The 26288-nt window shown below is 36.4% G+C and carries 25 protein-coding genes; 9 read left to right on the top strand and 16 right to left on the bottom strand.

What is annotated here, in order from left to right; translation table 11 throughout:
• Nucleotides 1–475 precede the first annotated feature (475 nt).
• Together ACKTTZ_RS18395 and ACKTTZ_RS18390 are read right to left on the bottom strand one after the other, a co-directional pair.
• Complete coding sequence (locus tag ACKTTZ_RS18395) at nt 476–2239, bottom strand: S41 family peptidase (RefSeq protein ID WP_407846297.1); 1764 nt, start codon at nt 2237–2239, stop codon at nt 476–478.
• Between the two features lie 59 nt (nt 2240–2298).
• Complete coding sequence (locus ACKTTZ_RS18390; protein WP_407846296.1) at nt 2299–2817, bottom strand: DinB family protein; 519 nt, start codon at nt 2815–2817, stop codon at nt 2299–2301.
• Nucleotides 2818–2974: 157 nt separating this feature from the next.
• Between ACKTTZ_RS18390 and ACKTTZ_RS18385 the strand changes: the two genes are divergently transcribed.
• From ACKTTZ_RS18385 to ACKTTZ_RS18375, 3 genes are all read left to right on the top strand, one after another.
• Nucleotides 2975–4111: a tetratricopeptide repeat protein gene (locus tag ACKTTZ_RS18385; RefSeq protein WP_407846295.1), complete on the top strand. Its 1137-nt coding sequence runs from the start codon at nt 2975–2977 to the stop codon at nt 4109–4111.
• Between the two features lie 93 nt (nt 4112–4204).
• Nucleotides 4205–4540 carry a nuclear transport factor 2 family protein gene (locus tag ACKTTZ_RS18380; RefSeq protein WP_253316495.1) on the top strand — a complete coding sequence of 112 codons (336 nt, stop codon included), beginning with the start codon at nt 4205–4207 and terminating at the stop codon, nt 4538–4540.
• Between the two features lie 64 nt (nt 4541–4604).
• Nucleotides 4605–4949, top strand: a complete 345-nt coding sequence (locus ACKTTZ_RS18375; protein WP_407846294.1) for a YciI family protein — start codon at nt 4605–4607, stop codon at nt 4947–4949.
• Between the two features lie 61 nt (nt 4950–5010).
• On the opposite strand, the gene ACKTTZ_RS18370 is transcribed toward ACKTTZ_RS18375, so the two are convergent.
• The 8 genes from ACKTTZ_RS18370 to ACKTTZ_RS18335 all read right to left on the bottom strand — a co-directional run bounded on the left by ACKTTZ_RS18370 (nt 5011) and on the right by ACKTTZ_RS18335 (nt 12246).
• On the bottom strand, nt 5011–5574 hold the full coding sequence (locus ACKTTZ_RS18370; RefSeq protein WP_034698631.1) for a DUF6624 domain-containing protein: 564 nt from the start codon (nt 5572–5574) through the stop codon (nt 5011–5013).
• Nucleotides 5575–5616: 42 nt separating this feature from the next.
• A complete protein-coding gene (locus tag ACKTTZ_RS18365; RefSeq protein WP_407846293.1) occupies nt 5617–6168 on the bottom strand; it encodes an AAA family ATPase in 552 nt (183 codons plus the stop codon).
• Nucleotides 6169–6226: 58 nt separating this feature from the next.
• Nucleotides 6227–7222 (bottom strand): MsnO8 family LLM class oxidoreductase, encoded by a 996-nt coding sequence (locus tag ACKTTZ_RS18360; protein ID WP_407846292.1) that lies wholly within the window; start codon nt 7220–7222, stop codon nt 6227–6229.
• A 74-nt stretch (nt 7223–7296) separates the two neighbouring features.
• On the bottom strand, nt 7297–7461 hold the full coding sequence (locus ACKTTZ_RS18355; protein WP_156106547.1) for a bacteriocin-like protein: 165 nt from the start codon (nt 7459–7461) through the stop codon (nt 7297–7299).
• Between the two features lie 100 nt (nt 7462–7561).
• Nucleotides 7562–8197 carry an ATP-binding cassette domain-containing protein gene (locus ACKTTZ_RS18350; protein WP_034698637.1) on the bottom strand — a complete coding sequence of 212 codons (636 nt, stop codon included), beginning with the start codon at nt 8195–8197 and terminating at the stop codon, nt 7562–7564.
• Nucleotides 8184–9095 carry a hypothetical protein gene (locus tag ACKTTZ_RS18345; RefSeq protein ID WP_407846291.1) on the bottom strand — a complete coding sequence of 304 codons (912 nt, stop codon included), beginning with the start codon at nt 9093–9095 and terminating at the stop codon, nt 8184–8186. The genes ACKTTZ_RS18350 and ACKTTZ_RS18345 overlap by 14 nt, the downstream gene beginning before the upstream one ends.
• A gap of 165 nt (nt 9096–9260) precedes the next feature.
• Nucleotides 9261–10757, bottom strand: a complete 1497-nt coding sequence (gene putP, locus ACKTTZ_RS18340; protein WP_034698643.1) for a sodium/proline symporter PutP — start codon at nt 10755–10757, stop codon at nt 9261–9263.
• A gap of 193 nt (nt 10758–10950) precedes the next feature.
• Nucleotides 10951–12246 carry an Ig-like domain-containing protein gene (locus tag ACKTTZ_RS18335; RefSeq protein WP_407846290.1) on the bottom strand — a complete coding sequence of 432 codons (1296 nt, stop codon included), beginning with the start codon at nt 12244–12246 and terminating at the stop codon, nt 10951–10953.
• A 236-nt stretch (nt 12247–12482) separates the two neighbouring features.
• Here ACKTTZ_RS18335 and ACKTTZ_RS18330 point away from each other — a divergent pair, with 236 nt between their 5' ends.
• From ACKTTZ_RS18330 to ACKTTZ_RS18310, 5 genes are all read left to right on the top strand, one after another.
• Nucleotides 12483–13367, top strand: a complete 885-nt coding sequence (locus ACKTTZ_RS18330) for a cupin-like domain-containing protein (protein WP_034698646.1) — start codon at nt 12483–12485, stop codon at nt 13365–13367.
• Between the two features lie 123 nt (nt 13368–13490).
• Complete coding sequence (locus ACKTTZ_RS18325) at nt 13491–14204, top strand: hypothetical protein (protein ID WP_034698649.1); 714 nt, start codon at nt 13491–13493, stop codon at nt 14202–14204.
• 51 nt (nt 14205–14255) lie between these two features.
• Nucleotides 14256–14792, top strand: coding sequence for a TetR/AcrR family transcriptional regulator (locus ACKTTZ_RS18320; RefSeq protein WP_407846289.1), 537 nt, complete (start codon nt 14256–14258; stop codon nt 14790–14792).
• A gap of 218 nt (nt 14793–15010) precedes the next feature.
• Nucleotides 15011–17821, top strand: coding sequence for a TonB-dependent receptor (locus ACKTTZ_RS18315; RefSeq protein WP_407846288.1), 2811 nt, complete (start codon nt 15011–15013; stop codon nt 17819–17821).
• 7 nt (nt 17822–17828) lie between these two features.
• Nucleotides 17829–18869: a phytase gene (locus ACKTTZ_RS18310; protein ID WP_407846287.1), complete on the top strand. Its 1041-nt coding sequence runs from the start codon at nt 17829–17831 to the stop codon at nt 18867–18869.
• Nucleotides 18870–19167: 298 nt separating this feature from the next.
• Here ACKTTZ_RS18310 and ACKTTZ_RS18305 read toward each other — a convergent pair whose 3' ends face one another.
• Entirely contained in the window at nt 19168–21417 is a 2250-nt protein-coding gene (locus ACKTTZ_RS18305) for an ATP-binding cassette domain-containing protein (RefSeq protein WP_407846286.1), read from the bottom strand.
• Nucleotides 21418–21468: 51 nt separating this feature from the next.
• On the opposite strand from ACKTTZ_RS18305, the gene ACKTTZ_RS18300 reads away from it, so the two are divergent.
• Nucleotides 21469–21891, top strand: coding sequence for a MarR family winged helix-turn-helix transcriptional regulator (locus ACKTTZ_RS18300; protein WP_407846285.1), 423 nt, complete (start codon nt 21469–21471; stop codon nt 21889–21891).
• Between the two features lie 9 nt (nt 21892–21900).
• On the opposite strand, the gene ACKTTZ_RS18295 is transcribed toward ACKTTZ_RS18300, so the two are convergent.
• The 5 genes from ACKTTZ_RS18295 to ACKTTZ_RS18275 all read right to left on the bottom strand — a co-directional run bounded on the left by ACKTTZ_RS18295 (nt 21901) and on the right by ACKTTZ_RS18275 (nt 26238).
• Nucleotides 21901–22623 carry a sterol desaturase family protein gene (locus ACKTTZ_RS18295; RefSeq protein ID WP_407846284.1) on the bottom strand — a complete coding sequence of 241 codons (723 nt, stop codon included), beginning with the start codon at nt 22621–22623 and terminating at the stop codon, nt 21901–21903.
• 79 nt (nt 22624–22702) lie between these two features.
• Nucleotides 22703–22972 (bottom strand): hypothetical protein, encoded by a 270-nt coding sequence (locus ACKTTZ_RS18290; protein WP_034698669.1) that lies wholly within the window; start codon nt 22970–22972, stop codon nt 22703–22705.
• Between the two features lie 71 nt (nt 22973–23043).
• Nucleotides 23044–24384 (bottom strand): S41 family peptidase, encoded by a 1341-nt coding sequence (locus ACKTTZ_RS18285; protein WP_407846283.1) that lies wholly within the window; start codon nt 24382–24384, stop codon nt 23044–23046.
• Between the two features lie 6 nt (nt 24385–24390).
• The gene (locus ACKTTZ_RS18280) at nt 24391–25134 is read right to left on the bottom strand and encodes a hypothetical protein (RefSeq protein WP_407846282.1); all 744 of its coding nucleotides are present in this window, start codon (nt 25132–25134) and stop codon (nt 24391–24393) included.
• A gap of 180 nt (nt 25135–25314) precedes the next feature.
• Nucleotides 25315–26238: a T9SS type A sorting domain-containing protein gene (locus ACKTTZ_RS18275; RefSeq protein ID WP_253316509.1), complete on the bottom strand. Its 924-nt coding sequence runs from the start codon at nt 26236–26238 to the stop codon at nt 25315–25317.
• Between the last annotated feature and the right edge of the window lie 50 nt (nt 26239–26288).

The raw sequence follows: 26288 nt of genomic DNA, 5'->3' as shown, positions 1-26288 counted from the left end.
TTTCGTTATCCGCACTCCATTGGTAATGGTGAAATCCGGATATTGAGGTCAGAACAGGGTGTTAAAAAGGAAAAATATAAGAGTAAGCTTACTTTATAACCCTGTTGAATTTCAAGATTTCTCTTGATGTTATTCTTGTAATATGTGGGTTTTAATCATTATTAATTTTTTGTAATTGGATTGGTGGTATTACAAAGATAAAACGGTAATCGCTATTCAGAAAATTTTCATCATGTAATCTGAAATTTTGTCGTAGTTCTACGACTTTTTATAAATAATTCTAAAATGAATGATTAAAAAAAAGAAATAAATACCTCTATACCAAATAAATAATTAACAATTTTTAATAATTGAAAAACATTAATTTATCACTTAAAATAGAAATAATCTAAAATATTTTTGCTGATTGAAAATAAAAAAGCAGCTGTACACTTTTAATGTACAGCTGCTTTATAGATATGACTGAGTTTCTTTATTATTTTCTGATTTCTGATATTTTTTTCAGATAAACATCGGTCTGATCCAAAAATTCCTGATCGGTCTGCTGTATTGTAATATGAGGAATAATCCCCTGTCCTTTTTTCTGATCAGGAAGGTTTTGAGCATCCTGAATGACATGAACAATAGAAAATCCCGTCTGAATTCCTGTATTGGGTAGTTCATACACTAAGGGAAGATGTCCATTATGTTCATAATATCCGCCTACAGTTTCTTTTCCAATCACAACCGCATTGGTGTATGATTTAATAAGAGAGGCCAAATGTGAAGCTGCGGAAGCAACCCTCTGGTCTACAAGCAAATAAAGTTGTCCGTTAAAAGTTCTTTCATTAGGCATAATGGAAGAGTTTTTGTCATCTGCCCAATAATATTTTCCCTGAATACTTTTAGGGTAAAGCTGTTTCAAATAGGCATTCAGTCCATGCTTATCCTGTACGCCGTTAGAAAGGAAAAGAGGTGTAATAACCAGTTTTTCTTCCAAAGGAACTTCATTGAATTGGGTATACGCATAGTGACTATCCCTGAAAGGTCTTTGCGTAAGATAAGAGAATACTTTTTCATAAAGAGCTCCTGTGCCTCCTGTATTTCCTCTGAGATCAATAATCAGATTCTGTATCTTCTCTTTTTCCAGAGTATCCATCATCTGCTCAAGAAAAGCACTGAATTTTTTATAGGCGGGATCTTCTTTTCCGGTTGCAAAATCAAACCCTCTCAAAGATAACCTATAAATATCTTCCCCTTCTTTGCTAAAACTATATTTTTCAGACAGCAATTTTTTGTCAAAAGCAAGCGAATATCTGGATTCCTGGAGTTTTTTAAAATTTTCCAATGGTATTCCCGGCATAGAAATTTCTTTTACAATTTCATTCCATTTATACTGAATCACATAGTTTTTATGGTTTCCGAATTCCATATAAAATTTATCCAACATTCCTCTTTCAAAACCTGTTGTTTCCTTGTAAGGCATAGAAAATCCGTCAGAAAAATAGTATTGAGAAAATCTGCTGATTATTTCTTTTGCGGAAACCCCGTTGATAGAAAGAATTTCGCTCCCAAGAGGGATGGCATTATCTTTGGAATCCTGAAGAAGACGGCCATCAATATTCTTTAGTGTAATGGGTAAATATTCTGGTTTCTGAGTGAGATAATACGAAGCATGGTTGGGTAGATCTGTATAATTGTGACAGCTTCCTTCAAATGCGGTAAGTTTGGCAATGACTTTATAGAAATCAAAAATATTTTTACTGTTTCTGGCCTCTGCTTCCGCCTGCTGGTAGATGCTGTCTATCTGCTTTTTGTTTCTGTATACATAGAGTCCGGAATTTGCTTTTTCTCTGATAGAGCGGAATGTTCTTAGATCTTCTACAAACTGATCGGAACTGAACTGGCCATTCAGAACCGTTACACTTTTGGACTCTGTAATAGAGACTTTCGCGGTTTTACTTTTTTCAAGATAAGATTTAGCCCATATTTTCACTTCATATTTTTTTCCTTTTTCAGGAGTGAAATACAAGCGTTCAATACTTTCTATTCCTCTCGAATCATCCTGCTCTCTCATTTTTTTTCCATCTGTGAACAAAGCAATTCCCAGATTAGCATCAACTGACTGTACTGAGATCCACGATGATTTACGAGACTGTGGTAAATATTTCAGGGTGTCTCCCGGTTTAAGATCCAAATTGGTCTGTGCATATACATTGTTTAAGAATAACAAAAGAGGGAGTATAAGAGGTCTGGCCATTATTATTTTTTGAATGGGCTAATATACAAATTAACCTCAACCGATTGAACATTCTTCAATTATTCCCTTTGAACATTAACTTTCACACTGATCTCCTGCACTTCCTCTGCAGAAAGTCCATAAATCTGAGGTGTTTTTACATCCAAAAGATTCAGATAGATATATAATTCTGCCCTGTGGTGGATTTCATGTTCTATCATAGCACGAAGCCATTTCCATACGGAGATTTCACTGTTGGCTGGAGTAAGACATTTCCTTGTGAGATCTTCATCTGAAAGACTGCAAATAATTTCCAGAGTCTGTCTGTGCATTTCATTGAAAAACTTAACTGTATTTTCATAACCGTCGGCAAGATCCTTACCACATCCGGGATAAGCACTTCTCCTTCCCATGATGGTTTCTCCACACATATACCGTTCAATGGCAGCAATGTGTCTTATCTGATCGCCAATAGTAAATTTCCCAGGTTTATAAGAAAAATCAATATGTTCAGGAGGAACAACTTCAATAATACGATTGGTTCTTTCTCTTATTTTCCCATAATACTCCAGGAATGAGTGTACAGTTTTTATTTCCATATCTTTTGCTTTTTCTATAAAGTGAATATAAGAAATCTAATAATATTGGGTTTAGGGTTTTATCGTAAATCAGTCATAAGATTAAAAAAATCCCCAATAAGTGAGTCTAAAATTTGGAAGCTCAATAAATAACCAATATTTTAGTTAAAAAATAACCATGATGAAAAGAGGAATTTGCTTGTGTATTATTCTATTAAGTTTTAAAAATCTTACTGCCCAGTCTGCAAAAATTGATACTGAAAAACTTCTTGAATATTATGAAACACAACGTTATGCTGATGCAGCTACTTATCTTCAGAGCATATATCCCGGAGATACACAGGATATAAAAGCCCTTTCACAAATTGCTTACTGTAATATGATGGCTGGAAAACTGCCGGATGCAGAGAAAAGTTATCTGAAAATCAACACCATTCAACCCAACAACCTGCCTACTCTATTCAGCTTAGCAAGTATCAACTCCAGACGTGGAAATGTTTCTAATGCCAAAACCTATCTTCAACAGATTATTCAGCTTGACAGTCTTAATTTCAGTGCTTATAAACAACTTGCTGGTTATGCAGAAACACCTGAATCCAAACTTAATTATCTTAAAAAAGCCAATACCTTGAATGCCACCGATCCTGATGTAGCTTATGATCTTTCCATCACTTACAGCGGTCTCAAGCAATATCAACCCGCTTATGATGTATTGAAAACAGCAATCGCTGCTGATACTGAAAACTTTACTTTACAACAAGCTCTACTGCCGGTTGCCAATCAGCTCACCAAATATCCAGAGGTGATTGAGATTGGTGAAAAGCTTCTGAAAAATCATGCTGATGTCAATGTAATGAACGATATGGGACAAGCTTATTTTTATGTAAAGGATTATCAGAAATGCATTATGCTTTACAAAGCGATGCAAGATATGGGTATACAAAATGAAGGCACATTATATTTTCTGGCACTGAGCTATCGTGAACTGAAAGATTATAACAATGCGGCCATCTATGCACAAAAAACTATTGATGAAGCTATTTCAGACCACACCAACCTTTACTATGCTGCGCTGGCCGGTATTTATGAAGCCCAAAACCAATATAACGAGGCGGTAACAGCTTATAAAAGAGGACTGACTTTTGGTACCAGCAATATTATTTATTACCGTTTGGGACTTCTTTATGATCTCAACCTGAAACAGCCTAAGAATGCAGCGACATACTATCAGATGTATCTTAAAAACAATCCGGATCAGAACAAAGAAAAAGAACAGATTGCCTATGCAAAAGGAAGAATTCCCGTATTAAAATAAATTCAAAAAGAGATAAAAGCATTTTGTGATTATAGTCACAAGGGAATGCTCAGTGAACCTTTAATTTTGTATTCAACAATAAAAACAATCTTTATGAGCAATACCATTCAAAACGTTGCAGAACAGTTTATCCACTATTTAAATGAAGAAAATTTTGACAAGGCTGAAAGCTGTCTCGATCCTGATTTTAAATTTATAGGAGTATTGGGTAAGAGAGAAGGAGCTTCTGTTTATATGAAAGATATGAAGCAGATGAAATTTAAGTATGAAATTCTCAGGACTTTTACTTCCGGTGAAGATGTATGTTTTTGGTATAATATTAACATGGGAGAAAAAACTATTGAATCTTCAGGATGGTATCACGTACAGAATGGAAAAATCAAAACATTAAAAGTTCTGTTTGATCCCAGACCTTTATTGGATAAATAAAAACACCTTAAAAACGTTGTCCCTGTTCATCTATCTTAATCGTCATAAAAAAAAGAATATGATTATGAAAGAATTTGCATTGATCTTCAGACTGAAAGACATTTCTGATTTTAAACCTTCTCCTGAACAGATCCGGGAGCGTATGATCTGGCTTGGAGACATTGCTGCACAAAACAAACTGGTGGATGAAGGAAATACTTTAATACCTACTTCTGGAGCTGCCAAAACCGTAAAACCAGATAATATGGTAACGGATGGCCCTTATACCGAGATTAAAGAATTCATTAGTGAATATATTATTGTACGGGCAGAATCTATTGATGAAGCCGTTGAAATAGCGAAAGGAAACCCAATTTTTAAAATTGGAGGAAATATTGAAGTTCGTGAAGTCTTGAAGACCGGCAAGTAAGGTGGAATTTGGGAGGAATTACAGTTTAAGTTGAAAATTTCTTCATGCATTCAGCATTGCTTTAAATCCATCCTGCTTTTTTTCTCCAAACTGTATATTCAACGTCTTTGCTATCAATTTCCGGAATGTCTTCAGGTTCCGGAATTTTGTTAATATCTGATTCAGGCAGGACCCGCAGATTTACCTTTTCACGCTCTGCATTTAAGTTTTCTTTGTTTTCTACGGGATAAATTGTTCCTTCAGAGGTCAACTGTGTCCCATATTTTTGAGGTTTACTCTGAAAAACCTGAATCCTGTCGTATAAATAGGCTTTATGCAAAAGATTAATATCATTGGAATGCTCTTCCATCATAGCATAACATGTTTTCATAAATTCAGGTTCACCGATGGCATGCTGGATAATCAGCCAGGTTGCATCATTAGCATTCTCGCCCACTTTTGAGATGGTAGGATAACCTATTTCTGCTATAATTTCCCGCAGCCGTTTCGCATTGGCTCTATGAATATTTTCCATTTCAGGATGATAGCTTCCGGATAATTCTCCAGCCAGCAATAGTTTTTCTCTGACGGACAGATCCTGGCCAGCCATTTCGATCAGTTCTTTTTCAAAAGGAAGATTGTTCATATAGTAGTTGATAAATGATGATTGATGAATGAGCGTCTTTCTCTATGTGATTCGATCAAGAATAAAGTGCGCTCTGTTTTCTACTGAAACTTTAGGAACTTCGATAACAGTATAACCATATTCCTGATAAATGTCTTTCATACACTCAAAGGTTTCTACCGCTTTTTCAAAGGTTTGTTTTCTTTCAGGATCGTTTTCATAAATCTCTTTCCATGGGGGAAGAATGAAAACATTATGATGATAAACCATTTCTCTTGCTTTTGCTACCATAGATACCGGAATTGAAATGTGTTCAAGTTTCATATAGCCCAACGTATCCAATATCCCACGGTCAAAGAGAACAGGTTTCTTATGGGGCATCTTACTTATTTTCAGGTAGGTTTTTACAGATTCCTTAAACATCAGTTCTGCAAAAAGTTCTTTGTTAAGCCATGGAAGTCCTTCACCACAGGAATCTATCTGTTCTTTAATGATTTTTCTTCCTTCTTCAGGCACAGTTATCAATTCATGTCGGTTTAGTTCATCCAGCAACGTTGTTTTTCCTGCTCCCGGACCTCCTGTAAGGATATATAATGTTGATATATTCTGTTTCATGGATTTGAATTATAGTATAAAAACTCCATAGCACAACAGAAATTTCATACTGTGGAGTTTATCTATTATTTTTAATGATACTTTTATAAGTGTTAATACGATCTTCTTCCCGGTACATATTACATAAGATCAGAAGATCATCTGTATTGTACTTTTGGGAAATCTCAACTAATTTCTGATCAACAGATTGTGGTGTTTCTATAATAATTCTGTTTAAAATAGTAAAGAATTCTTCTTCATCCTTTGTTCCCAAAATTTTCTGTTCCACCGCTTCCGGAGAAAGAACCGCATTGGGACTTGCCAATTGTCTGGATTGCAAAAACTGATAGGCCATTCCATAAGCATTCCGTCTGGCATCTTCAATTTTATCTGCTACGGATACAGCCACAGCAACCTGTAATGAAGGCTGAGGAAAATATTGAGTGCTATCAAATTCTTTGAGATAAGTATCGGTATTTTCCTTTCCATTTTCACTATTCATAAAAGCAGCGAATGAATATCCGATCCCATGCCTGGCCGCTTCTCTGGCAGAAGTTATTCCTGAACCCAGCCACATGATTCCTGGGATATGCTGTACATGAGTTGGCTGTGCAATGAGCCCATCATATATCCCTTTTTCGTCTTTTATGAATTGAATGATCTCTTCCAGTTTGGTTTCCATATTGGATAAAATGACTGGTTTATGATTGTTCAGTGCCATTACAGCATCTTTTAATCCTCCCGGAGCTTTTCCCAATCCGAGAATAAAACGTTCAGGATACAAGGTAGACAGCATTTTGGCCCACTCTGCAATTTTATAGGCAGAATAGTTTCTCATCATAATTCCTGCCGTTCCTACTTTGATCCGGTTTGTTTTGCTGAGAACAATGGCTGCTAAAAGTTCAGGGCTGGAGCTTGCATACGCTTCTACACCATGATGTTCAGAATACATAATGCTGTGAAATCCTGTTTCTTCCGCTAATAGAGCAAGATGAAGACTGTTTTTCAATGCAGATGCCGCATGATCTCCCATTATTGCAGGTGACTGATCTAATATCCCCAATTTCAGCTTCATACTATTGAATCAATTTTATGGTGAAGTTATGAAAAAACCTTCCGCTTATCGGAAGGTTTCTTTATAAAAAGTGATTATGCACATAAAAGGGTTCCACAGCCTCCACCGCCGCCGTTTCCATTAAGATAATAACAGATCGGGGTTGGACAACCACATGCCATGCATTCACTGGCTGCAGGCGGGCGACCTCCTGTGATTGATTTTAAATTTTGTCTTGCGATTTTCTTTAGATTTTTCATAATAAATAAGTTATTAGTTTGAAATGGAAAAATAGTAAAAAAATGGCAAAGCACCTTTAGCACAGACTGTTAAATAGTAATAAATTTTGCGATTCTATTTTTAAAATTTAAGAGCATTCAATTGACCAAAATCTTCTTTTCTGTAGATCTTTTCAATTTTCCCATCTTGAAGAAGAGCAATTTTATCACAGGTATGAAAAAGGGTTTCAATAATATGGGAACTTACCACCACCACTTTATTTTCAGATTTCAACTGTCTGATAATATCATAAAGAATATGAACTCCTTCAAAATCTACTCCGTTGAAAGGTTCATCCAGAATATTAATAGGCTTATCCAGCATGAGCATTCCCGTAAGGGCCAGCTTTTTCTTCATTCCGCTGGAATAATACTGTACATATTTTTTTAAAGGAAGATTAAATCTTTCAAGGAAGCCTTTAATTTCTTCTTCTTTTTTTGAGGTGAAATAAGCAAGGTATTCTTCTCCTGTAATGTAGGGATAAAAATAGTTTTCAGTTTCAAGATAGGAAATCATTTCCCGTTTCAGCTGTTCGTTCTTCCATGTGATCTTTCCGGAAAACGGAGTACTTTGGTACAGAGATTCAAACAAGGTGGTCTTTCCAGCTCCGTTTTTTCCAAGCAATCCTAAAATGCAGCCTTCTTCTATGGTTAGATTCAGATCGTTTAAAACGTTCTGATTTTTAAAATGAACATGTACGTTTTTAATCTCCAACATAAGTTTTGATATTTTGAGAAGCTTCTTTTATATTTTTTTTCAATATAAATACTGCAGGAATGATGGTCATACTGCATATTGTATATTCAATAAAAACTCCCATATTAAAGTAATTCCCCTTTTCTTTATAATGATAATGTTTGTATTTTCTGGTCAGAATCAGTAAGAAATACAGATTCATAAAGACGAAATAATAAAGGATGTACAACGTTTCAGCAGGATGCAGAACGAGAAATAAACCATATGCAGGCAATAGCAAAATATTAAAAAACAGAGAATTTCTTCTGAGCTTTTCTTTTAAAGTATATTTCCTGAAATACATTTCAAGCATTTCTTTATTTTCATTAAGCTCATAAATATGTGAGACATAATCCAGCGCAAATACTCCCGCAAGAATCAACGTTACAGGATGATAAGCAGAGCCCCAGATCACCAAAAAGCCTAAAATGGCTAGCCCGGTATTTTTTCTCAGAAAACTTTTCCATTCAAATAAATCATCCGGAATATAATTCCATTGTAATGCCAGCCAGGATCTTGTCCTTGGCGTGATAAAAGCCAGCAAGACCAATGCAGGTAATGAAAACAATGCGGTTTTCTCCAGTTTATAATGGATGTTTCCACAAAGTAAAATACTGTAAATAAATGCAGCCTCCAACATAATAACCCATCGCCAGCTGGTGACAAAAACTTTTTTCAAAAAAGGAATGTCTTTTCTTTCATAATGAAACAGCAATGCCAGTATAAAAAACAAAGGTGGATAATAACAGGCTTCAGGCAGCTTCACTACAATCAGTGCTCCAAGTATGATCAGAACAGGAATACTTGCTCTTGGATTCAGGTTTAGCAGCCTGAAACTTTGATGTAGTCTGAATTTTAAATGGTGTAAAAGTTTTTTCAATGGGGACTAAAAGTTCTATTTTCAGAATATTTTCACCTGAAGGTTGCAGGTTTTTGATGCTAAAGATAAATATTTTTCATCAGCATACCTGAGATTCATAAAAAACCCCTTGTTTGTGCAAGGGGAAATTCTATTTAATAAAATGTAATATCTAAGTTTTGGGTTTTACTCCTGCATGATCTTTTGAACTTCATTAAATTCACTTTCAATAACAGCATCTGGTTTATATGTTGATAATGAAACAATCACGTTAGTCAACAGAGAAAGCGTAAACCCAGGAATGATTTCGTACCAGTCTTTCAGTGGATGCTGAAGATAAACCCAAGCTAATACAGTAATTCCTCCTACCATCATCCCGGCAAAACCTCCCTGCCATGTTGCCTTTTTCCATAAAAGAGACAGCAGGATCAGCGGTCCGAATGCAGATCCAAAGCCCGCCCATGCATTACCTACCAGATTAAGAATACTATCCTTAGGATCCAGAGATAAAAGTACCGCAATTACGGCTACAAGTAAAACAGAAAGTCTGCTCGCCATTAATAATTGCTTAGACGTTGCTTTTTTATTCAGAAAGGCTTTGTAAATATCTTCTGTTAAGGAGCTTGAAGTCACCAATAACTGAGAAGAAATCGTACTCATTACCGCTGCAAGAATGGCTGTAAGTAAAAATCCTGCAATAAACGGATGGAATAATATACGGGAGAAATAAATGAAAATAGTTTCTGCTTCTGTCTTTGATCCGTCAAATTTCATCATCGTATTCATATCGAACTTTTGCAGATAAGCGATTCCTACCAATCCTATGGCTAAGGCTCCTGCAACAGTAAAGATCATCCATGTAATCCCTATACGTCTTGCTTTGATCAGATCTTTCGGCTTATCAATGGCCATAAAACGTACCAGAATATGAGGCTGACCGCAATATCCTAATCCCCATGCCAATAAAGATACAATACTTACAGTGGTGGTTCCTCTGAACAGATCCAGATATTTTGGATTTTTTGCTTCGATCAGAGAAAACGTCTCTCCCACGCTTCCGATTTGGGTAATGGCTACAATCGGAACAATCACCAATGCCAATACCATGATGGTGCCTTGCACAAAATCAGTAAGACTAACCGCCAGAAACCCACCTAAAAATGTATACAGCACTACCACCAGACTTGTCAGGAGTAAACCCACCGTATAATCCATTCCGAAGGCTGATTCGAATAATTTTCCTCCGGATACCATTCCTGCAGAAGTGTACAGGGTAAAAAATACCAGAATGAAAATAGAGGATGTGATTTTCAGAAGCTGATTTTTATTTTTAAACCTGTTTTCGAAAAATACAGGCAGCGTAATGGCATTCTGTGCCACTTCTGTATAAATTCTGAGCCTTGGGGCTACAATAATATAATTGAGATAAGCTCCAATGGTTAAGCCTATTGCAATCCAGGAACTTGAAATTCCGGACAGATACATTGCTCCGGGAACGCCCATCAAAAGCCATCCGCTCATATCGGCTGCTCCTGCAGACAATGCTGTTACGGCAGCTCCCATTTTTCGGCCACCAATTAAAAATTCTTCTGAATTACTTGTTGATTTTCTATAAGAATATATGCCTATACCTATCATTAATAACAGATACAACCCCACAGAAATCCCTTCATATACTTGCATATTATTATTTTTACGAAGCCGAATATAACCTTTTTTTGAAAAAGGCTGAATTTCCTCCCATCCATAGAATCTTATGAAAAGGCTGAAAAAATCATAAAATCAATAAAATTTTAACACACAACTAATAATATAATCAAGGATAAAAGAAATTCATTCTCAGATCCTCCTGATTAATTATCCATTTATGAAAATTCTATTTATTACCAGTTTTAAACTTGATAAGAAGTTTCTCATCTCTCAGAAGATAGCCTTCTTTAGAAATAAAGCCTTTGTTGGTAAGTACAAACTCATACTCTTTATTCGGTTTAAGATCTACTAATACCAGCAACGTTTTATTATTATTTTCCATCCCTGCTATTTTGGTCATCGGATTATATTCTTTTCCCTTATCAGACAGGTTGAAGGAATATTTTCCGGGAACCATTTCCTGTGAAAAAGTAATTCGGAGTTCTTTGGTATTGGCACTTACCTCTACGGAACCATTGGCTGGCTCTATTTTCACTACATACGGTAATTGATTTTGATATTCTTTAACAAGCGTACTGGCCTTTTCTTTGAAAAACTTTGATTTGTCCAGAAAGTCTTCAACAGCTTTATTATCACTATAGTTCAGTTCAATAATATCTTTTATAGCTTGTTTTTTATCTTTGGTATTCTGGTAATACATTTTACTGATCACATATCCTACATAATATCCTAAATCCGCACCCTCTCCTTTTTGTCTTCCATTATAAAACCAGTTGGCAAGATTACCGGTAAACATTTCTTTTTTAAATTGAGCTTTAATTTCAGCTTCATGAGCCATTCCGTAAGAAATATATTTTCTTTGCGGAGATTCATTCATCACAAGTCCGGCAATCAGATCGCATGATCCTTCTTTAATGGCCTGGTTTAAAACCCTATTTTGGTATCCGGTCTGCTGAGTATGTATATATTCGTGAATATTGAGAGAAACGATATTATCCAGAGACTGATTGGCAAACATACCCTTCAGCCACTCATCTTTAAATTCTGAGACATCTGTAGACCCAATTCCCGTAGCAAGTTCAGCGCCTACCAATACCATATTTCCACTCACAGTTCCTCCAGCGTTAAGCCCGCCAATTGTAAAATACATTTCAGCATCTTTAAGTTCAGGATACAATTGCTTCAGCCTGACAACCCCAGCTTCCAACTCTTTGGTCTTGGTTTTTATCGTTAAGGTATTCGGTCTTACCGAATTCCAGAATTCAGGATATTTTTCTATGACTTTTACATACACACTATCATTATAATCTCTGGCATTCATAAAAGCTTTTAAACCTTTTGTTGCTTTATCAGTATATAATCTTTTGATAAGATCCAGCTTTCCGGAATAATCATTTGTTTTTTGAATGCTGTCATAAGCCACCCAAAAGTTATCAATATCTGAAGTGAAAATTCTGGTTGATTTCTGTGAAAAAGCAGTGGCAAATACAAGTGAAAAAATAATTGTAGTAAAACGTTTCATGGTTATTTTTAATACGGCAATTATACATACAATTATTGTATCTCACAACCATCTTTTACCTTGTAAACACTATAGATTTTAAAAGAACAGAAGGTAAAATCATATCGTAATAACTCTAAAAAAAGAACAACCGAAATAGGGGTTTTATTATTTATTTATATTAATTCCAAATAATTTTAATTCTTTCCATTTTATTGTCGCAAATATTTAATACTTTAGCTTAATAATTTGAACGAATGGGAATAATCCTTAAACCAATTGATATTGTAGATGACATTTCACAAGAAGATTTCCGTGAAAAATATCTAAAGCCATGTAAGCCAGTGGTAATCAGAAATATGGCAAGAAAGTGGCCCGCCTATCAAAAATGGACGATGGATTACATGAAGGAAGTAGTAGGCGACGTTGAAGTTCCCCTTTATGACAGTTCCAAAGCAGATCCTGCCGCTCCTATCAATACTCCGACTACGAAGATGCCTTTTAGTGATTATGTGGACCTTATTCAGAGAGAGCCTACAGATCTGAGAATCTTCTTCTTTGACCCTATAAAATTTGCCCCAAAACTGCTGGACGATTATGTTCCGCCAAAGAATCTTATGGGTGGATTTTTAGATAAATATCCAAGTATGTTTTTCGGAGGTAAAGGTTCTGTGACTTTCCTTCATTACGATATCGATATGCCGCATATTTTCCACACTCACTTCAATGGAAGAAAGCATGTTCTTCTATTTGAATACAAGTGGAAAACACGTCTGTATAAGCTTCCTTATGCCACCTATGCACTGGAAGATTATGATATTGCCAATCCTGATTTTGAAAAATTCCCGGCATTGGATGGTATTGAAGGAATTGAGTGTTTCCTTGAACATGGAGATACATTATTCATGCCCACAGGTTGGTGGCACTGGATGAAATATCTGGATGGATCTTTCTCTATTTCACTGCGTGCATGGGATAAAAGCTGGGCTGTAAAAGCACATTCTCTTTGGAATCTTGCTGTTCAGCGTAATTTTGATAATTTCATGAAAGGCCGATACAAAAAAAGGTATATGGACTGGAAAGAAAGAAAAGCTGTAGAAAGAGCTCATATTGCTTTGAAAAAAGGGCTTCCCAAAAAGTAATAAAACTTTTTAAATAATTAATGAGTGGATGATTTAACCTGAATCATCCACTTTTTTATTATCTTTTAAGATGCAATTCAAAAATTAGTTAAATTGCAAAATGTTCCCTTAATATCCGTCTATATGTTTGAAAAGTTGATCGATAGCTTTGAGAAGCTGTGCCTGCAGATTATTATTGAAATATTGTTGGTTCCGGTAACCATCTTCAAATTGTTTCAGGATCCCCGCCGCTGCTATGACCTGTCTGTGCATGAGATGGAAAAAGAAGAAACTGAGCGTTTTCACGACTACCTCTCTCCTATCAAACTTTCTGTTTACACCTCAGTCATTGTCTCCGTACTTTTAATGGATTATGGTGGTGAGCACAATATTATCTCAAAGATCAAAGGGCTAAGTATGGTAGAAAAAGCTCTGTTTATATTTTTGATGAATAATATTACTGCAGTAGTATTCAGTGTTGCTTTATTATGGTACAAAAAAGAGAAAGTGAATACAATAACCTTCCGGACATTATTATTTTCTTTCATTTATACAACGGTGTATACCTCCACTCCTTTTTTTATATTAATCAGTTCAGCTATGTTTCTGGGGCAAACATTAAATGTAGATGCTTATATGGACCGTTTGGGTAAAGTGAGTGAATATGGAACCAGAGACTATTTGTTTTTCCTGGTGTTTCTTGTGTTTATCATCATTGGAGCCATTGGTGTTTTCAAGCTGTTCAAAGCGCTGCATTATATTCTGAAAAATAACTTCAGCTATCACCCTTATGTTGTATGGTTTTTCACAGTACTCTTCTTTGTTATTCAGCTCTATTATGCGAGAGGATTTATTTAAAAACCTACCAGTCTGTTCATATTTTATTTAAATTTGTAAAAATTTTACATCATGCCCAAACCTCGCGAAAGAATAGTAAGCACTGCCATGGTTCTCTTCCATAGACAAGGTTACAACAATACGGGCATCAATCAAATCATTGATGAAGCTGATGTATCCAAAGCAAGTTTTTACCAGCATTTTAAATCTAAAGATGATCTTTGTATTGAATTCCTTAATAAAAGGTATGATTACTGGGTATCTGAGCTTGAAAAATTCACATCGGAAGCAGAAACATTGCAGGAAAAGTTCCAGAAATCCTTTGATTTCCTGATTTACATGAATGAAAGAGAAGATTTCAGAGGATGCAGCTTTCTGAATATTCTGTCGGAAATTCCTGCTGATAAAGAAGAAATTCACAAGGTCATCCGCAATCATAAAAACACATTGAGAGAATGTTTCAATGAAGATATTCAAAACGATATGATTTCAGCGCACATCTATCTTCTTTTTGAAAGCTCCATACTTACCAGCCAGCTTTACAGATCCAATGAACTGATAGAGAAATCTAAAATAATCGTACAGGATCTATTGAGTATTCCCCAATAAACGAAAATTCCAGGTTTGGGCCACTAGAATTATTTACAATTTGTAAGGCGGGCTAAAGCCCACCCCTATTGAATTTCAACAACAAAATCTTTCATCTTTCATCTTTTATCTTTCACCTTCTATATTAACAATTCTTAAGAAAACCTTAATTTTCTCTTCAACTCTTTTTCCAAACGGACGTTTAATTTTGCTCTGATTTTTATCTAAAACTAAGAAAAGTGAAAAAAATTTTTACATCCGTTTTATTTTGTGCCTCTATTTTTTTCTATGCACAAACCGGATCTCTTTCCGGAAACCTCAATGACGATTCTAAAATTGCCCTGCCTGGAGCCAAAATATCTCTAAGCCCGGGAAATATCTATACTACCTCGGATGAACATGGAAACTTTGTATTTCTCAATGTTCCTCCGGGAAGTTATACCATGAAGATTGATTATCTGGGTTATGGAGTACATGAATATAATGTAACAGTAGAGCCAGAAAAAAATACCCGTCAGAATATTATTTTCGACAGGAAAGAAACGTCAATTGCTGCCATTGTGGTATCGGGTGCTACTTTAAAAAATCAGGCGAGAGCTTTAAACAAGCAAAAAAACAACGCCAATATTACCAATGTGATTTCTTCTGATCAGATCGGACGTTTTCCTGATGCCAATATTGGAGATGCACTGAAGCGTGTTCCGGGAATTACCATACAGAATGATCAGGGTGAAGCCAGAAACCTTATCATCAGAGGTCTTGCTCCTAATCTTAATTCGGTTACTTTGAATGGTGACAGAATTCCGTCTGCTGAAGGAGATAACCGTAATGTTCAGATGGACCTGATTCCGTCCGATATGATTTCTACCATTGAAGTTAATAAGACTTTAACTCCGGATATGGATGCCGATGCCATCGGAGGTTCTGTGAACCTTATTACCAGAGCTTCCCCGAACGGACAAAGGATTTCTGCCACCGTTGCCGGAGGGTATAACCCCATCCGTGAAAAAGGAAATTATACCGCCGGATTTGTCTATGGAAACAGGTTTTTGGATAAAAAACTAGGCGCTGTATTCAGCTTTTCCTATAATAACAACAATTTTGGTTCAGACAATATAGAACCTGTATGGAGCCAGGCCAATGATCTTGCCCAAACGGTTTATGTAAGCAAAATGGGAGTACGCTATTATAATGAACACCGTATCAGACATAGTTTTGATCTTAATATGGATTATGAATTCAATTCTAAAAACAAGATCTACGCTTCTGCGATGTACAACTTCAGGAATGATAAGGAAACCAGATTTGCTTTAGGATATAAAATAAAACCTGTCTATAATGCTGATGAAACTGAGATTACAGACTGGAAAGGCAGCATCACAAGACAGAATAAAGGAGGTGATGCCGATAACGATAACACCCGCCTGGAAAAGCAGAAAGTTCAGAACTATGCTTTGAGAGGAGAACATTTATTGGGTTCCAAAGTAGATTTGGACTGGTCCGTAAACTATGCTATCGCAAGTGAGGATAAGCCTCATCAGCGTTATATAGAATTTGAAAACAGCAAGATAAATTTTGCTCCAGACCTTAGCAATCCTGAAAAACCAATGTTCAATTTGCTGGCAGCAGATAATTTAGGGAGCTATAAACTGAGTGATCTTTCTGATGCCAATAACTTTACACAAGAGAAAGAGCTTGGTGCCAAAGTGAATGTACGTTTTCCATTTTCCGTGATTGATGGGCAAAAAGGACGTCTTCGTACCGGTTTCCGCATGCGTTTGAAGAAAAAGGAAAGAGAGAATGATTTCTATGCTTTTACTCCGGTCAACAGTATGGGAAGTCTTTTATCAGTACCTACCCTACATCTTAATGGGGAAAACTTCCAGCCGGGAAATTATGTTCCGGGAACTTTTGTTGATCCTTCTTTTCTCGGAGGATTAGATTTATTCAATCCAAGTCTGTTTAATGGTAAGCTGAAACCTGAAAAATATCTTTCCAGTAACTACAATGCAAAGGAGCAGATCTATGCAGGTTACATCCGTTGGGATCAGGACTTCAATGATAAACTATCGATGATCGTTGGGGCACGTATTGAAACCACTCAAATTGATTATACCGGAAACTATGTGATGAATGAGAAGGATCTGGTAGGACAAATCAATAATACCAATACGTATACAAACGTACTTCCGAATATCTCCTTTAAATACGTTCCGATGCAGGATCTTGTACTTCGTGCAGCATTTACTACGGCTCTAGCCCGTCCGAATTATTACTCATTGGTTCCTTATTTGAATGTTATTTCAGAAGATGAAATTGTTGCAGCCGGAAATCCGAATCTGAAAGCAACCTATGCCTACAATTTTGATTTCATGGCTGAGAAATATTTCAAGTCTGTAGGGATTCTTTCCGGAGGTATTTTCTATAAAAACCTGAACGATTTCATTTATACCTATTCGAAAAGAAATTATACTGCGAATGACTTTGCCAATGATTTTGCAGGGCAAACCAACCCTATTCCTGCCGGAGAAAGCAACTGGAAATTTACCCAGCAACGTAATGGTGACAATGTAGATATTTATGGATTTGAAGTCGCTTTACAAAGACAGCTTGATTTCATTCCCGGAGCTTTCTGGAAAGGACTTGGGGTTTATGTGAACTATACGTACACTAAATCCAAAGCAAAAGGAATTACCAATGAAGATGGAGTGGAAAGAACAGATGTAGGGCTTCCGGGAGCTGCTCCTCACATGTTCAACGGATCGCTTTCATGGGAAAACAAACGTTTCTCAGCCAGAATTTCCATGAACTATGCCTCTCATTATATTGATGAACTTGGTGGCAAGGCATTTGATGACCGTTATTACGACAAACAGTTTTTCCTTGATGCCAATGCTTCTTACAAGATTACAAGCCAGCTGAGAATTTTTGCGGAAGCCAATAATCTGACCAATCAACCGTTAAGATACTACCAGGGAATCCAGAGCAGAACCGCTCAGGCTGAATATTACAGGCCAAGGTTTACCATGGGAGTGAAATTTGATTTTTAAAATACACATGAAAAACATACATTATATATTGGCTCTTTCAGTTCTTCCTTTTGTGATCAACTGTACAGGGCAGAAAGAAATTATAGAAAAATTAAAACCTGCCGTTATTACAGAAACGGTGGTTCATGATACGGACGATCCTGCCATATGGATCAATCCTCAGGATGCTTCCAAAAGTATTATCATCGGAACAGATAAAGATACTGATGGCGGATTATATGCTTTTGATCTTAACGGGAAAATTATCAATAAAGTGTTAGGATTGAAACGTCCCAACAATGTTGATCTTGAATATGGTTTTATTTTAAATGGGGAAAGAACAGATATCGCAGCTGTAACTGAAAGAGAAACCAACAAAGTAAAATTATACTCGCTTCCTGAACTAAAAGAAGTGGGAGAAATCTCAGTATTTGAAGGAGAAACAGAACGTGGTCCGATGGGAGTTTCAATGTATAAAAATCCGGAAACCGGAGATATATTTGTGATTGCCGGAAGAAAATCAGGTCCGGCTGACGGCTACCTCTGGCAGTACAGGCTTGTTGAAAAAAATGGATCTGTCACAGGAGAAGTTGTCCGCAAATTCGGAAAATACAGCGGATTAAAAGAGATTGAAAGCATTGCTGTAGATGACGAAATGGGCTACATCTATTATTCGGATGAGCAGTTTGGAGTTCATAAATATTATGCTGATCCAGAGAAAGGCAATGAAGAGTTATCCGTTTTCGGGAAAGGAGATTTTAAATCTGACGTGGAAGGAATTTCGATCTATCCTACTGCTAAAGGGAAAGGATATATTCTGGTTTCAAATCAGCAGAATGATACCTTCAATGTCTATTTAAGAGAAGACCAATCAAAAGGAAGAATAGCAGAAATTCCGGTTTCTACACTGGAAAGTGATGGATCTGAAGTGACCAATGTTAACTTAGGACCGAAATTTCCTAAAGGTGTTTTTGTTGCCATGAGTAATGGTAGGATATTCCACTTTTACGACTGGAGAATGGTTGAAAAAGCTATACAATCTGCGATGAAAGCGGGTAATAAAAAATAATCTTTTAACCATAAAGGTTGCTAAAGTTTTAAGAGTATTAAGTTGATCTGTCATTGATGAGATTGCTTCACCTTTGGTTCGCAATGACAGGCTGCTCATCTTAATACTCTTCATTTTTTCATTCTTCTTAATGGTTTATGATCTTAAAGTTTTTTACGCAAAGGTTATTTTAAATGATCTAATATTTTAAGGGTGCAAAGAAAGAGTTGATTTTCAATCAACTGATGAAGCAAAAGTTTTATTCTTAAGCGTCGTAAGCAGCTCTGCAGCTTTATTTTGAGTTTTTAACACTACTTTTCTATTCCACATGTTTCCTCAGAAACTCCGCAGTATATGATATTTTGTTTTTCAATAGCTCCGGCGGAGTTCCTTCAAACAATACTTCACCGCCAAATTTCCCCGCACCGGGGCCCATATCAATAATCCAGTCTGCCTGCGAAATAATATCAAGATTGTGTTCTATAACAATCAATGTATTCTTCTGATCTACAAGACCGTTAAAAAATGTCAACAACTTCTGGGTATCACTTGGATGCAGCCCGGTACTCGGTTCATCAAGAATAATAATCTGATTAGTGTTTTTCAATTCTCTTGTTAGTTTCAGACGTTGCCTTTCACCTCCGGAAAAGCTATCCAGTCTTTGTCCTAATGTCAGATAATCAAGACCTAATTGTATCAGCAGATCAAAATTTTTGAGAACAAATTCTTCCTTAAAAAAAACAACTGCCTCAGAAACCGTCATATTCATAACTTCTACAATTGTTTTTCCGTTATATGTATATTTCAATACATTTGGCTCAAATCCCGATCCGCCGCAAACCTCACATGGTTGCTCAATATCATCCAAAAAAGCAAGGTCAATTTTTTCTATTCCCAATCCATTACAGTTTTTACAGGCTCCTTCACTATTTCTACTGAACAGTTTGTCTGAAACATGATTAGATTGTGCAAAAAGCTTACGCACAATATCTGATATTCCCAGATAAGTAAGTAAATTGGAACGGGCACTTGCTGCAAATAGGGATTGATCAATAATGGTCACATCAGGATAAAGTTCTGGCAGAATACGATTAATCAGGGTACTTTTGCCAGATCCTGCCACACCTGTTACTACCGTCATTATTCCAGTCGGAATATTTACATTCACATTTTTAAGATTATACCTGTTGGCATTTTTAATTTCCAGATAATCGTCAGGCTTTCTGAATGTTTGCTTTACACTTGGCTTTTCAGCAAAATAAGAGCCTGTTTTACCTGCCGATTTTTTTAAATTTTTAAATGTCCCGTTATACACTACCTCTCCTCCATTTCTTCCTGAACCAGGGCCTATATCAATCACCCGATCTGCCATTTTAATCAGATCCGGATCATGCTCCACGATTAAAACCGAATTTCCTTTATCTCTGATCTGCTGTATAATGGTGATAATATTTTGCAGATCTTTTGGATGAAGGCCGATACTTGGCTCATCAAATATATATAAAAGGTCTATCAGGCTGTTTCCCAGACTACGAACCATTTTTATACGCTGAGATTCTCCTCCGGAAAGCGTATTCGTACTTCTGTCCAGAGTCAGATACTGCAATCCTATCGTAATGATATTCTGTAGCTTTGCGGAAAGTTCTTTGATGACAACTTCATACCTATCGGAATCCAGAGAGTTAATAAATTCCAACAATTCATCTACAGAGAGCGCCATACACTCTGCTATATTCATTCCCTGAATTTTACAGGATAAGATTTTTTCATTCAGACGTTTTCCACTGCATGAAGGACATGTTTTGGTGATAACGACATGTTTCAGGGCATCTTTTCTTGTTATATTTTCTTTTGAATCTTTTTTAAGAAACGCTTTTTCAATCCTTGGAACGATTCCTTCATATTTTACCGTTTTTCCCCATTCTTTATGTGGATGTTTAGGTTTGTGTTCCGGTGCATACAGCAGGATTTCCCATTCTTTATCGGTGAAATCCTTTAGTTTTTTATCATTATCGAAATAACCTGACAAAGTATATCTTGTTAAGCGCCATCCTCCGGGTTGAAAAGTTGGGAAACGGACTGCACCTTCGTGTAAAGATTTTTCACGATCAATTAAAACATTCACATTCAATGTCTGAACAAAACCTAATCCTTCACACTCCGGACACATTCCCTGTGGATGATTGAATGAAAATACATTGGAATATCCTACAAACGGCTCTCCCATTCTCGAAAACAGCAACCTCAGAGATGCAGACACGTCTGCTGCTGTTCCCACAGTAGATCTGGCATTTCCACCCAACCGCTTTTGATTGATAATGATAGGAACATTAAGATTTTCAATTTTATCTACATCCGGCACACCATAATGCTGTAAGCGGTTTCTGATAAAACTGTTCTGGGTTTCATTGATCTGTCTTTGTGCTTCAGCTCCAATGGTTTCAAAAACTAAAGATGATTTTCCGGATCCTGATACACCCGTAAAAACTACGATCCTATACTTTGGAATTTTTATGGAAATATTTTTGAGATTATTTTGCCTTGCATTGGTAATTTCTATATTTTCCATGATAAAAATATTTAACTTTGTTAATAATTAACTAAGTTAAGTATAATTCTCATGAAACCCATTGAAAAAGAATTCTTTAACACATTTACTGATTTCCAGTGCCTTATTCTGGCTCATATGAACCGGGGTGATATTAACGGAGTAACTGCTGCTCATTATAATATTATTGAATTTATTATGAGGAAAGGGACAGCTACTGGAAGAGAAATATCAATAGCTTTCAACATTAGCCAGGCAGCCATTTCAAAACAACTAAAATTTCTGATCGACCAAAATTTCATTGTCCGGGAACAGGAGAAAACAGATCACAGGAAATTCAACCTTTCAGTAACAGATAAAGGAAGATTTATTGTAGATAATTCTGAAACTTTCCGTAAAGCTATCACGCAACAGACGGCTTCTATACTTACCTCTGAAGAGTTAAAAAAATTTAATTATCTGCTGAACAAAGTACTGAATCATCTAAAACTTTAATATCCCTGGTTACTTATACGTCCCGAACAGTCTATCCCAGATAGAAGTATAAAACCCAAAGTTTTTACTTTCATCCAAATGATGCTGATTGTGAAACCTGGTTGTTCCTACAAAGAAACGGTCAAAAGAAGCCGGAAAAAACTCTCTGTTCAGATGCCCTATCGTTCCCCAGATGAGATTAAGCAAAAGATAAACTGAAATGGAAATCACAGAAAAATCATAACCTATAAGTAAAACCAGCATCATCAGTCCAAATCCTATGGTTTCAAAAGGATGCAGAACAAAAAGGCTCAAAAAATTGGTACTGATATGTTCATGATGTTTTCCATGCAAAACTTTGTAGATAAAAGGTAAGTGTGCTGCATAATGAAACAAATACATCAGAAAATCCATTAAGAGAAGTAAAACAGCCACTTCCGCTATTATCCCAATTACAGATTCTGTTTGTCCCAGCACTATCCATCCGTTTTTCCATAAGAAAGCTCCCAGAAGCATTACAAAGCTGTTACATGCTATAGTAAGCAGACTAAGATAAAAGTCAGATTGGGTAACAGGATGATTTTTTTCCTGCAACTGACTTTTACGGCAAGTTTTTTCGATAAAAATATACAACCCTATAGAAAACAGATATAGAAAAATATTAGCGATCAGACTGAATATAATCCATTGTGGCCAGGAAAACTGCCAAAATATCTGTAAATAACCGGAAAGTTCTGTTTGATTAAAATTCATAAGCCCTTCATCCTTCAGCTTGATGTCATAAAGGTATGAATTTCAAAGTAAAATTAATCGATAAAGTATATTCCATACCTTATTTCTGTCTTGCTTTTCTTCTCAACTCCCGCAGTCTTGACGTCAGTTTCTTTCTTAAACTGTTATGATATTCCCGATAGTTTTTAATGCTGTTCTCCAGATTTTTCTTGTTCAGAAGATATTCCTCATACAGATGCCCCAGTTCTGAAATCTGAGTAATGACTTCTGAAGGCTGGCTTTCGGGATCTTCCGCAGCTTCTATCAGCAGACGGTAATATTCAATACGGCTGGTCAGGTTCATGTGAAGTTTTGGTTCTATTCCCTGCATGATTTTATTATTTTGTGAATTGGTAAAGGATAAAGATATTTTTTATATTATTTTTTGTTTTTGGATCCAGCTTATTTCTCCATCATAACCGGAGGTACGTCACTCTGAAATAAAATTTTGATATTTCCATTCTTTTCGTGAGCTGCTGATTTGAAATATCCTCCGTTAAGAGCAGAAGAAATAAGCGTTTCATTAGGATCACCCAAAGGTAATAATGGAAGTCCTGCGAATTCATTGACGAGCACCTGTGGTGAAATTCCATTGCTGTATTCCCCGGCTCCGTTGGCATTAAAGACTTTATAGATCACTGGATGAATCTGCCAGGAAATTTTTCTCGGTTTACGCTTGTCTTCCACCACAAATCCTGCCATATCTTTCCCCAGCGTAGTATCTCCCAGCTGAATGACCTGCATATAAGGTTTCAGGTTATTCACTACAATTTCGGCCGCAGATGCTGTACTGTTTGATGTGAGGATAAAAACTTTCTGCAATCCCAATGCATTGGCTCGCAAAATTGTAAAATCCAAAGCTTTGGGATCGTAAGCAATCTGTTGGGCAAATGTTCTTTTTACTTCACCTCCGTTTTTATTTCCTTTAAAAATGATGAAGGGTGAACCGGATGATAATCCTGAAGGAATCAGGGAACAAAGTGCTGCGGCAGATGATACCGAACCTCCATAATTGTATCGAAGATCCAGAATTAATTCCTTCACTCCGGCGGCTTTCAATTCCCCAAACTTTTGATATAGCGTTTGAGTCATTCCATCAGGGAAATCATAGATGTACAGATAACCTACTTTTTTACCATTTTTTTCAAAAACTTTGGATAAAACAGGCTGTTCAAAAGAGAAACCATAGTACACGGTGATATTTTTTTCATCCGTAACACCTCCGTTTTGCCACTTTCCAACGGTAAGTTCTACAACTGTCTGGTCTTTAATGGATGAAGCCATTGCTTCGGCATTTGCAGCTGTCATTATTTTTCCATTCACTTTGGTAATGATCATTCCTCTTTCCAGTCCCGAATTAAAAGCAGGAGAATTTTGAAGCACCAGCTTTACCACCGTAACAACCTCATTATTGCCAAGTTGAACAACCGTATAATCAAAACCGTACATATTCCTTATTGAACGCGGATACGAAGAGGAATCTTCCGTATTCACCATGAAAGAAAACCGATCCTTGGAAGACAACAGACTTTTGAAAAAATCTTTTACAGGAAGCTGATAATCCGGTTTTACGGGCATCTCATCTGCCCAATAATAATACCGTTTCATACTGTCCTGAACCCATAGATTCACAGATGCTGTACTTCCTTCCGGAAAAACAGGTGTGCTTTCGTCATTATTATTGGTACACGAAATGAGAAAGACTGCGATGGCAATGCATTGAAGTTTTAAAAAGCTATTCATATACAATTACAGATATTCTGCTACGTCAATATCTCCTTTCACTACCCATTCTCCATTTTCCATTTTTTCCTGAAGGACAATCATATTGGCGCCCGTGTGTTGTTTTAATTTCACCTGAATCATTTTAGATCCAGAGTAAGGCTCTGTAGTTCCCGGTTTGTATAATTCAAGATATATGGGAGCTGTCGAGCTGAAGAAACTATAGATTTTCACTGCAGTAAAGTTGTCCTTTCCTATATTATCAAACTCGGCAAGCACTACTCCGTTTTCTCTTTTCAAAATTCCCTTTACATCTTTCAGAGAAGTTCCGGAAAATTCTCCCAGGTTGGGAAAAATAAATTCAAAACCTACTTTCCCGAGATTAACCTGAGGTTTTACCGCATAGGTCTGCAGGTAAATTCCCGGAAGATTAAAGAAATAGAGGTCTTTATAATCATTTATATTGTCATATGTAATATTGTATTTTGCAATTTCAGCGCCTGTTTCATTGTTATAAACAGACAGTTTATTGGTTTCTCCCTGATCCAGAACAAACTGAAGCTGGGTTTCAATTTTATTGGTATAGGACGTTTTTCCGGCTATAGATACAGGCTGTCCGTTCAACCTCAACTGAAGGACATCAGGTTTTGAAAATCCTTTAATATTAACCTCTCCGGGTCTCTGTACTTTATCAAACAACTCCATTGTATTGCTGTCTGTACATGAAAAAAGTGCAGTAAAAAACAGTAGTAATGCAAAGATTTTATTCATCTTTTTCAATTATTTCTTGTAAAACTTAAAAAATATTGCCCAGCCCATGAGCCGGGCAATATATAATTATAAAAAAACTAGTTGGATATATTCTGGATACTCTTCTTTCAAAGACTATCCATTATTTTATATAAAATTTCATGGTGTTTCTAAAAATCAGATTCTAAGGGGACAGAATGATTATTTTTTAATAAATTTCAGTCTTTCCGTAGTTTTTCCATCCGTAATTTCAGCGATATACGCTCCTGATATCATACCAGTCATATTAATCGCTTTAGCATATGGAGTTGTCAATACTTTTTGTCCTGCTGCATTGTAAATATTGACTACAGTTGTATTTTCTTTCAATGCCGGGTTAAGCTGCAGTTGTAAAGATTCTCTTACCGGGTTTTCTGCTATTTGTGTGAGTGTTTTGTTTCCTTTTACATCTTTAGTTCCTAAAAATTCCGTAGCATAAATTCCTATTTCATCAATATTGATATTCTGGATATTATTTCCGCTTGCTTTTCTGTTCGACCACATTCCGATATAGATTTTCTTCCCGGCAAAAGCAGAAAGATCTACAAGGGATTGTACAAACTGGGTAAGATCAGCAGGAAATGGATTGGCTGAGTCTCCTACCTGTATTTTATAAAGGCTTTGAACATCATTACCATCTGCATCTACTGTCATGGCCTGAAAATCCGCCAATGTGGGAACTTCTTTTTGCGGTGTACTTACATAGATAAAAAGTTCTCTGGCAACAATCGTATGGGTAGATCTCTGTCTTCCGATATTTGCAGCCAAAGTAACAGTACCTACAGTGTTCGTAAGGTCAATCTGAGGAGAAATGACCCAGTCATTTTCTGTTGCAAAACCAGTGGCGCTTCCGCTTGGTACTAAACTGATGGAATGGCGAAGAACGCCTGTGGTTCCATAGGTTAAGGTAGTTCCGTTGTGATAAATGTTCTCCCCCTGTACCCATCCGTTGCCATTGTTGTTCAGGTCATGAAAGGTCCATCCCTGAAGATCTGCAGGTGTATCAAAAGAATTCCCCCATACCAGAGACTGCGCTGCAGCCAGGTGAGATAAAAACAGAACAGATGATAAAATTATTTTTTTCATAATACTTATTATTAATGTTTTTGAAGTAAAAGCAAGGAATCAGCATGTGC

The organism is Chryseobacterium sp. KCF3-3, assembly GCF_045865955.1.
Lineage (GTDB): Bacteria > Bacteroidota > Bacteroidia > Flavobacteriales > Weeksellaceae > Chryseobacterium.
The sequence above is the reverse complement of the archived record's forward strand: the minus strand, read 5'-3'. Positions and strand labels throughout refer to the sequence as shown.

Coding starts and splice junctions, on each gene's coding strand:
- ACKTTZ_RS18395 (WP_407846297.1), bottom strand. CDS start 2,239: ATGGCCAGACCTCTTATACTCCCTCTTTTGTTATTCTTAAACAATGTA.
- ACKTTZ_RS18390 (WP_407846296.1), bottom strand. CDS start 2,817: ATGGAAATAAAAACTGTACACTCATTCCTGGAGTATTATGGGAAAATA.
- ACKTTZ_RS18385 (WP_407846295.1), top strand. CDS start 2,975: ATGATGAAAAGAGGAATTTGCTTGTGTATTATTCTATTAAGTTTTAAA.
- ACKTTZ_RS18380 (WP_253316495.1), top strand. CDS start 4,205: ATGAGCAATACCATTCAAAACGTTGCAGAACAGTTTATCCACTATTTA.
- ACKTTZ_RS18375 (WP_407846294.1), top strand. CDS start 4,605: ATGAAAGAATTTGCATTGATCTTCAGACTGAAAGACATTTCTGATTTT.
- ACKTTZ_RS18370 (WP_034698631.1), bottom strand. CDS start 5,574: ATGAACAATCTTCCTTTTGAAAAAGAACTGATCGAAATGGCTGGCCAG.
- ACKTTZ_RS18365 (WP_407846293.1), bottom strand. CDS start 6,168: ATGAAACAGAATATATCAACATTATATATCCTTACAGGAGGTCCGGGA.
- ACKTTZ_RS18360 (WP_407846292.1), bottom strand. CDS start 7,222: ATGAAGCTGAAATTGGGGATATTAGATCAGTCACCTGCAATAATGGGA.
- ACKTTZ_RS18355 (WP_156106547.1), bottom strand. CDS start 7,461: ATGAAAAATCTAAAGAAAATCGCAAGACAAAATTTAAAATCAATCACA.
- ACKTTZ_RS18350 (WP_034698637.1), bottom strand. CDS start 8,197: ATGTTGGAGATTAAAAACGTACATGTTCATTTTAAAAATCAGAACGTT.
- putP (WP_034698643.1), bottom strand. CDS start 10,757: ATGCAAGTATATGAAGGGATTTCTGTGGGGTTGTATCTGTTATTAATG.
- ACKTTZ_RS18335 (WP_407846290.1), bottom strand. CDS start 12,246: ATGAAACGTTTTACTACAATTATTTTTTCACTTGTATTTGCCACTGCT.
- ACKTTZ_RS18330 (WP_034698646.1), top strand. CDS start 12,483: ATGGGAATAATCCTTAAACCAATTGATATTGTAGATGACATTTCACAA.
- ACKTTZ_RS18325 (WP_034698649.1), top strand. CDS start 13,491: ATGTTTGAAAAGTTGATCGATAGCTTTGAGAAGCTGTGCCTGCAGATT.
- ACKTTZ_RS18320 (WP_407846289.1), top strand. CDS start 14,256: ATGCCCAAACCTCGCGAAAGAATAGTAAGCACTGCCATGGTTCTCTTC.
- ACKTTZ_RS18310 (WP_407846287.1), top strand. CDS start 17,829: ATGAAAAACATACATTATATATTGGCTCTTTCAGTTCTTCCTTTTGTG.
- ACKTTZ_RS18305 (WP_407846286.1), bottom strand. CDS start 21,417: ATGGAAAATATAGAAATTACCAATGCAAGGCAAAATAATCTCAAAAAT.
- ACKTTZ_RS18300 (WP_407846285.1), top strand. CDS start 21,469: ATGAAACCCATTGAAAAAGAATTCTTTAACACATTTACTGATTTCCAG.
- ACKTTZ_RS18295 (WP_407846284.1), bottom strand. CDS start 22,623: ATGAATTTTAATCAAACAGAACTTTCCGGTTATTTACAGATATTTTGG.
- ACKTTZ_RS18290 (WP_034698669.1), bottom strand. CDS start 22,972: ATGCAGGGAATAGAACCAAAACTTCACATGAACCTGACCAGCCGTATT.
- ACKTTZ_RS18285 (WP_407846283.1), bottom strand. CDS start 24,384: ATGAATAGCTTTTTAAAACTTCAATGCATTGCCATCGCAGTCTTTCTC.
- ACKTTZ_RS18280 (WP_407846282.1), bottom strand. CDS start 25,134: ATGAATAAAATCTTTGCATTACTACTGTTTTTTACTGCACTTTTTTCA.
- ACKTTZ_RS18275 (WP_253316509.1), bottom strand. CDS start 26,238: ATGAAAAAAATAATTTTATCATCTGTTCTGTTTTTATCTCACCTGGCT.